This is a genomic window from Nocardia sp. NPDC058176, from assembly GCF_042883805.1.
Lineage (GTDB): Bacteria > Actinomycetota > Actinomycetes > Mycobacteriales > Mycobacteriaceae > Nocardia.
Genome location: NZ_JBHVVA010000002.1, coordinates 734,226 through 745,843, shown reverse-complemented (window position 1 = coordinate 745,843; position 11,618 = coordinate 734,226). Strand labels below are relative to the sequence as shown.

At 68.7% G+C, this 11,618-nt stretch carries 11 protein-coding genes and 1 pseudogene; 5 read left to right on the top strand and 7 right to left on the bottom strand.

What is annotated here, in order from left to right; genetic code table 11:
* Nucleotides 1–61 precede the first annotated feature (61 nt).
* The 3 genes from ACFVVM_RS16010 to ACFVVM_RS16000 are packed head-to-tail and all read right to left on the bottom strand — an operon-like array spanning nt 62 to nt 910.
* Nucleotides 62–301, bottom strand: a complete 240-nt coding sequence (locus ACFVVM_RS16010) for a hypothetical protein (protein WP_387618119.1) — start codon at nt 299–301, stop codon at nt 62–64.
* Nucleotides 302–329: 28 nt separating this feature from the next.
* On the bottom strand, nt 330–614 hold the full coding sequence (locus tag ACFVVM_RS16005) for a DUF3558 family protein (protein ID WP_387618116.1): 285 nt from the start codon (nt 612–614) through the stop codon (nt 330–332).
* Nucleotides 611–910 (bottom strand): hypothetical protein, encoded by a 300-nt coding sequence (locus ACFVVM_RS16000; RefSeq protein ID WP_387618115.1) that lies wholly within the window; start codon nt 908–910, stop codon nt 611–613. Before ACFVVM_RS16000 ends, ACFVVM_RS16005 begins: the two co-directional genes overlap by 4 nt.
* 202 nt (nt 911–1,112) lie before the next feature.
* On the opposite strand from ACFVVM_RS16000, the pseudogene ACFVVM_RS15995 reads away from it, so the two are divergent.
* The 3 genes and pseudogenes from ACFVVM_RS15995 to ACFVVM_RS15985 form a co-directional block, all read left to right on the top strand.
* Nucleotides 1,113–1,261, top strand: a pseudogene (locus tag ACFVVM_RS15995) (type II toxin-antitoxin system Phd/YefM family antitoxin); the annotation flags it as partial.
* 98 nt (nt 1,262–1,359) lie between these two features.
* Nucleotides 1,360–1,599: a hypothetical protein gene (locus ACFVVM_RS15990; RefSeq protein WP_387618112.1), complete on the top strand. Its 240-nt coding sequence runs from the start codon at nt 1,360–1,362 to the stop codon at nt 1,597–1,599.
* 143 nt (nt 1,600–1,742) lie between these two features.
* A complete protein-coding gene (locus ACFVVM_RS15985; RefSeq protein WP_387618110.1) occupies nt 1,743–2,270 on the top strand; it encodes a helix-turn-helix domain-containing protein in 528 nt (175 codons plus the stop codon).
* A 30-nt stretch (nt 2,271–2,300) separates the two neighbouring features.
* Here ACFVVM_RS15985 and ACFVVM_RS15980 read toward each other — a convergent pair whose 3' ends face one another.
* Complete coding sequence (locus ACFVVM_RS15980; RefSeq protein ID WP_387618107.1) at nt 2,301–2,807, bottom strand: nitroreductase/quinone reductase family protein; 507 nt, start codon at nt 2,805–2,807, stop codon at nt 2,301–2,303.
* Between the two features lie 74 nt (nt 2,808–2,881).
* On the opposite strand from ACFVVM_RS15980, the gene pta reads away from it, so the two are divergent.
* Together pta and ACFVVM_RS15970 are read left to right on the top strand one after the other, a co-directional pair.
* Nucleotides 2,882–4,960 carry a phosphate acetyltransferase gene (gene pta, locus ACFVVM_RS15975; RefSeq protein WP_387618105.1) on the top strand — a complete coding sequence of 693 codons (2,079 nt, stop codon included), beginning with the start codon at nt 2,882–2,884 and terminating at the stop codon, nt 4,958–4,960.
* Nucleotides 4,957–6,156, top strand: coding sequence for an acetate kinase (locus tag ACFVVM_RS15970; protein WP_387618103.1), 1,200 nt, complete (start codon nt 4,957–4,959; stop codon nt 6,154–6,156). Before pta ends, ACFVVM_RS15970 begins: the two co-directional genes overlap by 4 nt.
* Before the next feature lie 96 nt (nt 6,157–6,252).
* On the opposite strand, the gene ACFVVM_RS15965 is transcribed toward ACFVVM_RS15970, so the two are convergent.
* Genes ACFVVM_RS15965 through ACFVVM_RS15955 form a run of 3 tightly spaced genes read right to left on the bottom strand, consistent with a single transcriptional unit; the run spans nt 6,253 to nt 11,590 of the window.
* On the bottom strand, nt 6,253–9,144 hold the full coding sequence (locus ACFVVM_RS15965; protein ID WP_387618100.1) for a tetratricopeptide repeat protein: 2,892 nt from the start codon (nt 9,142–9,144) through the stop codon (nt 6,253–6,255).
* A gap of 5 nt (nt 9,145–9,149) precedes the next feature.
* A complete protein-coding gene (locus ACFVVM_RS15960) occupies nt 9,150–10,112 on the bottom strand; it encodes a glutamate ABC transporter substrate-binding protein (protein ID WP_387618097.1) in 963 nt (320 codons plus the stop codon).
* Nucleotides 10,109–11,590 (bottom strand): hypothetical protein, encoded by a 1,482-nt coding sequence (locus ACFVVM_RS15955; protein WP_387618095.1) that lies wholly within the window; start codon nt 11,588–11,590, stop codon nt 10,109–10,111. The genes ACFVVM_RS15960 and ACFVVM_RS15955 overlap by 4 nt, the downstream gene beginning before the upstream one ends.
* Nucleotides 11,591–11,618: the final 28 nt, after the last annotated feature.

The window sequence follows — 11,618 nt, the reverse complement described above, 5'->3', positions numbered from 1 at the left end:
TCGACCTGCATCGGTTTGTGGATCTTGGTTATCCGCATCCCATTGAACGGGCGCAGTTTTTTCAGCCCGGAGCCCGTTCTCGACGTTTTTCGGGATACTCTCGCAAGGCCACTTCTATCCAGTGGGCCAGAGATTGGTCGAGGTCGGAATTTCCGCCGGGACAGACGCGGATGCGGTCCGGCGAGCGATAGTGGAGGTAGCGGCCGTCGTTTGGATAGTCGAGCCATTCGATGACTCGTCGTGGGGTGGTGCGGGTGTGGAAGTTGCCTGTGTGCAGGGCTGCCGCGCCGGAGCCGATCACTGTTCCCCTCCTTGACAGTGCTGGTGGATCAGAGCGTTCCGGGGATCGACGGCGCCACCTTCTCGGTGAACGACCGGGCGATCTCGCACGAGTCCAAGTGGCCAGTATCGCGCCCGGAGGGCGGGTTGACCACGGTGAACTCCACGCTCCCGTCGCGAATCGCGACGTTGGTGGTGCAGACGCCGGTGATGTTCGGTCCCTCAAACTGTCGTGTCGCGATGGCCTCGCATCCGGCGACGGCGAAGTCGGTGGCTTCCGGGAAGTTACGGTCGCGCACCATCGGGACGGTGAGGTTGGTCATTCGGACGCTCATCGTGTAGCCACCGCGCCGCGATAGGTCCACCGGCAGCCCTGCCAGGTCACTCCGCCGGGCGCCTCGGTGATGGTCGGCTCCTTACGGCTGAGGTTGTCCTCGGTGAGGGCCTGTTCGGGGATGTCGACGCACGGGTCGAATCCCGAGGGCGCGGCTTCGGCGAGGGGATGGCCGTTGACCGACTGTGTCGAGGTCGGTGTGGAGCCACCGTTCTCGGAGGTGCCGCAGCCGAGTAGGGGCGTTGCGAGAGCGGCAACCGCGATGGCGAGACACGTGTCTCGTGTCGAGTAATTCACGCTGGCCTCCCCCTGGCATAGGTCGGCTGGCAGCATATTCCCGGGAGGGGGGTCTGTCAATCTTCGATGAAATCTATTGTGCTGCAAATAACTACATTCATCGCCACTTTTTTGGCACGGCGCTCGTTGGCGGCGTGGAACGCTGGGATATGTCCCGCCGACAATGTAGACATTGATAGACAATTGCGCGCACGCTGGAGATATGAAGTCGATCAGTGTCGGTGAGTTGCGGCAGGACCCCTCGGCCATGGTTGCTGACGTGGAGTCGGTGAGGTCTACGAGCTCACCCGGCACAACCATCGGGCGGGCTGTATCGTCCCTGCTGTCACGTCGACCCAGATCATCCGGCGAGCGGTCGAGGGTGGAGCACACACGAGTGCCATCGTTCGGCACGAACCCCGCAGCGCCGCGTCCATCAACGAACTTCTCGATTCCGAGAAGGGCGAGTGGTGAGGGCCTACTACCTCGATATCTCGGTCGCGATCCGAATCATGCTGGGGCACTCCAACTCCGCCGCGAAGTGGTTCGACGAAACCATCGCCGATCGAAACAGCAGGATCGTCTCCTCGCGATTGCTGCGCACCGAGATCATCCGGGTGCTGCGCAAGCAGGGGCTCGGGACCCTCGATCATCCACCTGGCATCCGCCCAGCGCAGCGGGCTGGAGGATCTGACCGTGGTCACCCATGACAAGACGATGGCCACCGTCGCCGGCCATCTCGGATTCGCGGTCTACGACCCGGTCCGCTGAAACCCGGTTACGCCCGGCGCGATGATGTCGCCGGTGAATACCACCCCTGGGATCTAGACCCTAGGGGTGGTATTCTGGATCTGTGGGATGGAGCATCTTTCTCACCAAGCAGGTCCTGAACTGGGTCGGCAGCTTGGATGATGTCATGTTCGACCACTACGAAGCCGCGCGTCAAGAATTGGAGGCACGGGGACCGGGACTTGGCCGACCATGGGTCGACTCACTCAGGGCATCGAGACAATCGAACATGAAGGAGCTTCGAATCCCTGGGGCGAATGCACATAGGAGGACTGGACTGATGGAGCTATACGAGACCAGCCAGTCGGTGCACCCGCGCGGCGGGTACGACAAATCGCGTGTTGCGGCGGTGCGGAAGAAGATGCGTTCGGTTGAGCGTGCCTACCGGCTGGCCGAACTACGCGAGGCTCAGCAGCTCAATCAGACCGAGCTGGGCAACAAGATCGGCATCGGGCAGCGAACCGTCTCGAAGATCGAGCACGGCGAGATCGAACGTTCGCGGATCGAGACGATTCGCAAGTACGTCGAAGCGCTCGGTGGCGAGATCCAGGTGGTCGCGCGCTTCGGTGACGAGGCGTACACGATCGCGTGACGGAGCCCGAACGAGGGCGGTAGGGGCCTGCTATGCCCGCTTCAGGGCGAAGATGCGGAGGTTGCGGGTGGTGCGGTCTCGGTAGGCGGCGTAGGCGCCGGTGATTTCTATGAAGCGGGCGTAGAGGGCGTCTTTGTCGGCGTCGGGGACCGGGGTGGCGGTGACGGGGATGCGTTCGCCGGCGATGGCGACGGTGGCCGCGGGGTCGGCGAGGAGGTTGGCGGTCCAGGCGGGGTGGTGGGCCTGGCCGAAGTTGGAGCCGACCACGTAGAGGGTGTCGCCGTCGTGGACGTAGAGCAGGGGCTGGGTGCGGGGGATGCCGGATTTGCGGCCGGTGGTGGTCAGGAGGATGACCGGGGCGCCGATCGGGCCGAGCACGGTGTACTTGGCGTCGGTGCGTTCCAGCAGGGCGCGGTCGAGCGGGGTCACCGTGCGGATCAGCCAGGAGCCCGGCTTGGTCGCGGCGAAACGGTTGGCTGCGCGCGAGAGCGGGTTGGTGCGTGAGCCCCACTGCCGGTCCGGGAACTGCGGTGTCATGGGCGGGACTATAACGCGATCGATCACGCCACTCCGAACCACTGAATCGCCACGGATTCACTAAGCTCGCGGGCATGGTCGAACAAGCGCCGTCCACCGTGTACATCGCGTCGCCGGAGGGGGACACCGGAAAATCTACGGTGGCACTCGGTGTCTTGCAGATGCTGTGCGCGACCACAGCCCGGGTCGGTGTGTTCCGCCCGATCACCCGTTCCGCCGGAGAACCCGACTACATCCTCGAACTTCTGCTCGAGCACAGCACCGCCGATATCAGCTATGAGCAGGCACTCGGTGTCACCTACGAGGATGTGCACCGCGACCCCGACGCCGCGATCAGCGAGATCGTGATGCGCTTCCACGACGTGGCCAAGGCCTGTGACGCGGTGGTGATCGTCGGCAGCGACTACACCGATGTCGGCAGTCCCAGCGAGCTTCGCTACAACGCGCGCATCGCGGTGAACCTCGGCGCCCCGGTGTTACTCGTGGTGCGCGGCGCCGACCGCGCACCGGGTGAGGTGAAGCAACTGGTGGAGCTGTGTGCCACCGAACTCGCGGCCGAGCACGCGCAGCTGGTCGCCGTCGTCGCCAACCGCTGTGTGCCCGCGGAGATCGACGAGATCGGCACCGAACTGGCCGCCTTCGACGTGCCGTCCTGGACGCTGCCCGAAGTGCCGCTGCTGATGGCACCGACCATGGGCGAGCTGTGCGAGGCCATCGACGGCGAGATCTACAGCGGCGATCCGGAACTGCTCCAGCGCGAGGCGTTGAAGATCATGGTCGGCGGCATGACCGCCGAGCACATTCTCGAGCGCCTCTCCGACGGCGTCGTCGTCATCGCGCCGGGCGACCGCTCCGACGTGCTGCTCGGTGTGGTCAATGCCCATGAGGCGGCGGGCTTTCCGTCGCTGTCGGGAATCATCATGAACGGTGGCATCCGCCCGCACCCGGCGATCGCGCGCCTGATGGAGGGCCTGCATCCCAAGCTGCCGATCCTCACCACCGAACTCGGCACCTACGACACCGCCCGCGCCGTGCACCGCACCCGCGGCCGGATGTGGGCGGGCAGCCCGCTCAAGGTCGACACCGCGCTGGCGCTGATGGAACAGCGGGTCGACGCGCCGGAGCTGCTCAAACGCATCCAGGTGCCGCCGTCGAGCGTGGTGACCCCGCAGATGTTCGAGTACCAGCTGATCGAACGTGCCCGCGGTGACCGCAAGCGCATCGTGCTGCCCGAGGGCGACGACGACCGCATCCTGCGCGCGGCGGGCCGGGTGTTGCAGCGCAAGATCGCCGACCTCACCATCCTCGGCGACGAGACCTCGGTGCGAGCGCGCGCGGCCGAACTCGGCGTCGACATCGGCGCCGCGCAGGTGCTCGACCCGCGCACTTCCGGCTACCTCGACGAGTTCGCCGCCGAGTACACCGAATTGCGCAAGCACAAGGGCATGACGGTCGAGCGGGCGCGCGAAACCATGTCCGACATCTCGTATTTCGGCACCATGATGGTCTACAAGGGCATCGCCGACGGCATGGTCTCCGGCGCCGCGCACACCACCGCGCACACCATCCGGCCCTCGTTCGAGATCATCAAGACCGTGCCGGGCGTCTCGACGGTGTCGAGCGTGTTCCTGATGTGCCTGGCCGACCGGGTGCTCGCCTACGGCGACTGCGCGGTGGTGCCCGATCCGAGTTCGGAGCAGCTGGCTGATATCGCGGTGTCCTCGGCGGGCACCGCGGCCCGCTTCGGCATCGACCCGAAGGTGGCGATGCTGTCGTACTCGACCGGCGCGTCCGGCACCGGCGCCGATGTGGACAAGGTGCGCACTGCCACCGACCTCGTGCGCGAGCGCGCGCCGGAGCTTCCGGTGGAGGGTCCGATCCAGTACGACGCGGCGATCGAACCCACCGTCGCCAGCGCGAAACTGCCCGATTCGCTGGTGGCCGGGCGCGCGACGGTCTTCATCTTCCCCGACCTCAACACCGGCAACAACACCTACAAGGCGGTGCAGCGCAGCGCGGGCGCGGTGGCGATCGGCCCGGTGCTGCAGGGTCTGCGCAAGCCGGTCAACGACCTGTCCCGCGGCGCGCTGGTCGCCGACATCGTGAACACCGTGGCGATCACCGCCATCCAGGCGCAGGGAGACGACAAGTGAGTGACCTGGTCCTGGTGCTGAACAGCGGCTCCTCGTCGATCAAATACCAACTGCTGCATGCCGATACGGCCGAGGTGGTGGCCTCCGGTCTCGTCGAGAAGATCGGTGAGACCCAGGGCGGGCGGATCGTGCACGAATGTGGCGACCGCAAACTCGTGCACGACGGGCCGATCCCGGATCACCGCGCCGGGCTGCGCCAGGCCTTCGAGATGTTCCGCGAGACCGGCCTCGACCTGACCACGGTCGGTGTCGGCGCGGTCGGGCACCGGGTGGTGCACGGCGGCGAGGTGTTCTGGGAGCCCACGCTGATCACCGATGAGGTCGTGCGCACGATCCGCGAGCTGTCGGTGCTCGCGCCGCTGCACAATCCGGCCAATGTGATCGGCATCGAGTCCACCAGAGAGCTGCTGCCCGGCATCCCGCAGGTGGCGGTGTTCGACACCGGGTTCTTCCACAGCCTGCCCGAAGCCGCGCGGACCTATGCGATCGACGCGAAAGTCGCTGCCGCGCACGGTATTCGCAAGTACGGCTTCCATGGCACCTCGCATCAGTACGTCTCGGAGAAGGCCGCGGAGTTCCTCGGCAGGCCGAGCAGCGAGCTGAACCAGATCGTCTTCCACCTGGGCAACGGCGCCTCGGCCTCGGCCATCGCCGGTGGCCGCGCCATCGACACCACCATGGGTCTGACCCCGCTGGAGGGTCTGGTGATGGGGACCAGGCCCGGCGATCTCGACCCGGGGATCATCCCGCACCTCATCCATGTCGCCGGGCTCGACCTCGAGCAGGTCGAGCGGCTGCTCAATCGCGATTCCGGGATCAAGGGGCTGTCCGGGGTGAACGATTTCCGCGAGTTGCAGCAGCTCATCGACGGTGGTGACGCGGCGGCCAAGCTGGCCTACGACGTCTACATCCACCGGCTGCGCCGCTACCTCGGCGCCTACCTGGTGGAGCTCGGTGCCGTCGACGACATCGTGTTCACCGCCGGTGTCGGCGAGAACAGTGCCGCTGTGCGCGCTGACGCCCTCGCCGGGCTGAGCGGCTTCGGCATCGAGATCGATCCGGAGCGCAACGAGACCAGGGCTCCCGGCGTCCGCCGCATCTCGCCGGACGACGCGCGGGTCTCCGTCCTGGTCGTCCCGACCAACGAGGAACTCGCCATCGCCAGGGCCGCACACGAATTGGTCGCCACCAGCTGACGTCTCCCGTGTTGGACGGTTGATCACCAGGCACTCAGGTAAGCATCGGCCGAGAGGCGAACGCCACCAGTGCCTGGTGATCGGCTGACCAGGTCGCTAGAACCAGGACTGGGGGCGTAGGGAGTTGGCGAGGTCGACGAGGGCGTAGCGGTGGGCTCGGTCGGGGGCGTTGCGGGCGAGGGTGCGCAGGCCGGATTCGGTGCCTTCGCGGAGGTCACGTTCGTCGAAGGGGCGTCCGAACAGCTTGGCGTCCTTGCGTTTCGGGGTGTTCCCGGCCTGCGTCCAGGCCAGGGCCGTGCCCTGGACGAGCGTGCGCATGAGGATGGCGCGGTTCTCGCCGCGTGGGATGGATTGGGCGCGGGAGGCGGCGAGGCGGATGACCTGCTCGTCCAGCTCGCCGACCGGAGCGCTGGTGAGCAGCAGCAGGATCGCCGTGGTCTGGGCGGTGGTGAAGTGCCGGGACGCGGCGGGGACGTCGTCGAGCGCGTGCACCGCCTCGCTGACACGACCCGCGACGGCCAGCTGCCTGGCGAGTCCGAACGCCGCGCTCACCACTGCGCGGTCGGTGCGCCAGACGGTGTCGTAGTAGCGCTCGGCGAAAGCGCGCCACTGTTCGGGCTCGTCGGTGTCCCAGTGCTGCAGGATCAGTTCCGCGGTGGCGGCCAGCGCCAGCTTGGGCGCGATCTCACCGGGTAACACCCGCAGCACCGCTTCGAAGGCACCGAAGGCCGCTTCGTAGTCGAGTTCGAGCAGGGACGCCTGGCCGGCGAACCAGTCGGTGCGCCAGTCGGATTCGGTGGGCGCGCGGTCGAGCAGGTGCAGTACCGCGGCCGATTCGCCCAGCTCCAGCCGGGCGCGCGCCTCGGCGAAGAGCAGTTCGCCCGCCAGTGTCTCCGGTGCGTTGTCGGGGTCGGCCTCGGCGCGTTCGCGGGCGTCGTGCAGCGCCTCGAGCACGCGCTCCGGTTCGGGGTTGGCGGTGGCGGCCAGCAGGGGCGCGGAGGGGTCGGCCGGATCGATCAGCGGCAGCGGCAGGGCGGCGACGACGGTGGCCGGGTCGAGCAGGGGGGAGCGGCCGATGCCGTCGCGATAGGCGTCGGTCTGGCCGATCAGTTCCTCGGTGCCGAAGCTGGTGCGCTGTGGACTGAACACTGTGGACAGCTGGGGATGTTCGGTGCCGGTGTCGTCGGCCAGGATCTCGCGCAGCACGCCTGCCAGCTGGGCCGACATGGCGCGGGCCGTCGGAAAGCGCAGGGCCGGATCGTGTTCGGTGGCGGTGAGCAGGAAGCGGTGGAAGAACTCGTAGCGGGCCAGCAGCGGTTCGTCGGCGGGGTCGGGGATGCCGTCGAGGTAGCGGCCGTGCTTACTGGGCAGGTGCAGGGTGAGCGCCGCCAGCGTCCGGCCGACGGTGTAGATGTCCGAGGCGGGGGTCGGGCCGGTTTTGGCGATCTCCGGCGCTTGGAAACCCTTGGTGCCGTACAGGTTTCCGTACGCCTCGATGGTGGCGACCGCGCCCAGGTCGATCAGCTTCACCTGGTCCTCGGTGACCATCACGTTGTCGGGCTTGAGGTCGTTGTAGGTGAGGCCGATCGAGTGCAGGTGGTCGAGCGCGGGCAGGATCTCGAGCACGTAGGCGATGGCCTCGGCCAACGGCATCCGCTCACCGCGCGGCCTGGCGTCGAGGATGTCGCGCAGCGAATGGCCGCCGACGTATTCCATGACGATGTAGCCGATGCTCGACCCTTCGCCCGCCGCGTGCTCGACGAAGTTGTGGATCTTGACGATGCTGGGGTGAGCCACCTCGGCCAGGAACTGCCGCTCGGCCACCGCCACAGCCTGCGCTTCGGCGTCACCGGCGTGCAGCAGGCCCTTGAGCACCACCCACCGGTCGCTGACATTGCGGTCGATGGCCAGGTAGATCCAGCCGAGGCCGCCGTGGGCGATGCAACCCTGGATCTCGTACTGCCCCGCGACCATGTCACCCTCGTGCAGCGAGGGCCGGAAATCATAGGCGGCGCCACAGGTTTCGCATTCGCCCGCGGTCGCCGCGATGCGCGCGGGGGTCGACCGGCCGACGGGATTGCTGCAACGCCAACAGAAGCGCTTGCCCTCCGAGACCACCGGGTCCGTCAGCACCGCCGCCCGCGGATCGGCGGGCGCGACCGTGGGAATCGGCACGAGACCGGCGCCCAGCCTGCGGGTGGGCCGCGACCGGGCAGTGCGCACGCTGCGTCCGGACCGCACGGTACCCGCGCTGGTCTGCGATGCGGAATGCCAAGTGTTCCCGGTCGATTCGGAGTCGGCGGGCGTCGCCTGGGTGCCCGGCGGCTCGTCGGGGCGAAGAGCTGCCTCGGTGGGCGCGAACGCGGCGGGGTTCACGCCGGGTGGGTTCGCGCGCTCGGTGGCGGGGTGTTCGTCGGCTCGGTGGCTGAGTTCGGTGGCGGGGTATTCGTCGGTGGTTTCGGCGGAGGGGTCGCCGAGTTGGGTGGCGTGGTGGTCGTCGGTGGGGCCTCGACCTACCTGGGAAGCCGCCTGTGCCGCCGGTGGGAGCTGACCGTGATCGGTGCGCCGGTCGGGAGATGGTCGGTCGGCGCGTTGGGTCGCCGCGTGGTCCGCGGCGGGCGGAATGCTCGCCGGGTCGGGGGCGGCGGGGGGTGTGCGTGCCGCGATCTCGGCGGCGGTGAGTTTGGGGAGCGGGCGGGTTTCGTCGTCGGCGGGGGTGGGCGGCAGGGTCCAGCCGCCCGGCAGCGTCCCGGGTTTCGGGCGCTGGGTCACGGTCGTCGGTTCGCGCCGAACCGGTTCGGGCTGTGCGGGATCCGAGCGTTCGGGGTGGCGCCCGGGTTCCGGCTGTGCGGGGGCGGGCCCGGTGGGGTCGGGTCGTGCCGGCCGACGCTGCGTCGGGGCCGGGTCGGGGCGGAGGCCGGGGGAGCGGTCCTCGTTGGACGGATCGCGCTGCGCTGGTTCACCGTTGGGTGGTTGCGTCGTCGGCATGGCGGTCAGTCCTGGTACTTCGGTGCGGGTGGGGTCGGCGTCGGGTCGAGGGTGGACAGCCAGCGATTGTGGATGCGGACCCAGGTGCCGTCGGTGCGGATGCGATCCAGGGTGGCGTTGACGAAGCGGACCAGGTCGTCGTCGCCCTTGGGGATGCCGATGCCGTAGGGCTCGGAGCTGATGCTCTCGCCGACCACCTCGGTGTAGGGGTCCTGGGCGGCCAGACCGGCCAGGATCGAGTCGTCGGTGCTCACCGCGTCGACCTGCCGTTGCTGCAGCACCACCAGGCAGTCCGCCCAGGTCGGCACGGTCAGGATGGTGGCGGCGGGCTGGTCGCGGCGGATGTGGTCGAGCGAGGTGGTGCCGCGCACCACGCACACCCGCTTGCCCGCCAGATCGGCCAGGCCATCGATGCCGGAGTCCTTCATCGCCAGCACCCGCTGATCGGCCCGCAGGTAGACGGTGGAGAACGCGACCCGCTCGCGTCGCTCGCAGGTGATCGTCATGGTCTTGGCGATCAGGTCGACGGTGTGGTCCATCAACGCGGGCTCGCGCTCTTCCGAAGCGAGACTGCGGTATTCGATCAGATCGGGGTCACCGAGGAGATCGCGGGCGATCTCCCTGGCGATGTCGGCGTCGAAGCCGACGATGCGCCCGGTGAGCGGGTCGCGGAAGCTGAACAGGTTGCTGCCCGCGTCGAGCCCGACGATCAGCCTGCCGCGCGCGCGGATCGCCTCGACGGTCGGCCCGCCGGAGGTGCTCGGCCGCAGGCTGGCCGTTGGATCGCCGCACTGCCGGTCGTCGGCGACCGGCACGGGAGTGTCGGTGCCGATCGGAATCGCCTTGGCGGGCAACGGCGGTTCGGAATAGATACCGCGCTGGGTGGGCGCGGTCGTGCTGTCGGAGCAGCCGCCGAGCAGTCCGGCGCCGACCAGCAGCAGCGCCCCGAGGACGCGCCCGCGCCTCACCGGTACTCCCGCAGCCGCGGCCACAGTCCGAGCCCGACGCAGACGGCCGCCGCGATGCCGAGCACGAAGGCGCCCGGCGCGAGGAAGGCCAGGACATCGATGGCCTGGGAGACCTTGGACCGCAACGTGTTCCGCGTCGCCGCGCCTGCCTCGTCGAGTGCCCGGTCCAGCGCGGTGACCTGGGCGGCGGAATCGGCCGCGCCGGGTCCGGTGGCGACGGCGGCCGCGCCGGTGAAATCACCGTGAGCCAGGGTGTCGTTCATCCGCTGATGCGCCGACTGCCAGCGGGTGAGCGCGGCGCGGGCCGCGGCGACCTCGTCGCGCGCCGGTGCGTTGCCGGGGTAGCCGTCGAGCAGTTCGGTGAGCCGGGTGGCGTTCATGTCGAAGGTGCGGTCGTAGTCACCGGAGGCGTCGCGGCGCACCAGTTTCACCATCTCCGCCGACCTGGCCTGCTGCACCAGGATGCGGCTCTCGGCCAGCCGGGCGGCGGGGACCACGCCTTGATCGCGGCCGCGGATCATCGACATCGCCGACACCGAACCCGCCGCCACCGTCCACAGCAGGGTCAGCGCCAGCGCGGTGGTACCGAGCAGCAGGCCCATGTTGAACACCCGCCGCGATCGGCGCGCCAGCTCCACCTGCACCCAGATCAGCGCCGCCAGCGCCAGGACCAGCAGCACGATCGCGGTCCACGGTGGCTGCACGTGCCGGTGCTGGGCCGCGGTGACCGCGTCGAACCGGTGGTTCTCCAGTTCCTCGGCCATCGGCAGCAGGGAGGTCTGCATCTGATGCGAGGCCTCGCTGAGATAGGCCGCGCCGACCGGGTAGCCGTTGCGATTGTTGGCGCGCGCGGTCTCGATCAGCCCGGTGTAGACGGGCAGGCCGGTGGCGATGCCGGTGCGCAGCGCACGATCGGTGCCCGCGGGGTCGCCGGCCTCCTCGGCGGAGATGTGACCAGCCTGGGTCACCAGTTCGGCCGCGGCCTCGCCGATCGCCTGGGTGTAGCGGTCGCGCACGGCGGCGGGTTCGAGGCCACCCGCGATGAAGGCGGTGCCCGCGGCGGCGTCGGCGATGGACAGCGAGGTGTAGAGGTGGTTGGCCGAGTGCGCGTCGGGTTCGGTGTCGTCGAGCAGTACGCCGAGAGCTTGCTGGCGATCGCTGACGGTCGTCGAAGTCACCGCGCCCGCGGCCACACACAGCGCCATGAGCACCAGTCCGGCGGCGACCAGACGGCCTGGCGACGAGTGCGCGAACCCGCGCAACCGGGCCGGGGCGAACTGGGCGCGCAACGCTTTGACGTCGGGAGCGGGCGGTCGGTCGACGACGATGGCCGGTCGACGCAAGGGCATTCGACGCCCGGTCAACGGCTTGGACGCGGCCGGATCGGTGCCCTCCGCACCCGTCCTGGCCTGCGACGACGGGCGCGGACGCACGGCAGCCACCTCGGTCGAGGCGTCGCGGTTTCCCGGTTCGCCCATTGTTCACCTCCCCGTGCTGTCCGCGCAC

Coding starts and splice junctions, on each gene's coding strand:
- ACFVVM_RS15980 (WP_387618107.1), bottom strand. CDS start 2,807: ATGACACCGCAGTTCCCGGACCGGCAGTGGGGCTCACGCACCAACCCG.
- ACFVVM_RS15965 (WP_387618100.1), bottom strand. CDS start 9,144: ATGCCGACGACGCAACCACCCAACGGTGAACCAGCGCAGCGCGATCCG.
- ACFVVM_RS16005 (WP_387618116.1), bottom strand. CDS start 614: ATGAGCGTCCGAATGACCAACCTCACCGTCCCGATGGTGCGCGACCGT.
- ACFVVM_RS15955 (WP_387618095.1), bottom strand. CDS start 11,590: ATGGGCGAACCGGGAAACCGCGACGCCTCGACCGAGGTGGCTGCCGTG.
- pta (WP_387618105.1), top strand. CDS start 2,882: ATGGTCGAACAAGCGCCGTCCACCGTGTACATCGCGTCGCCGGAGGGG.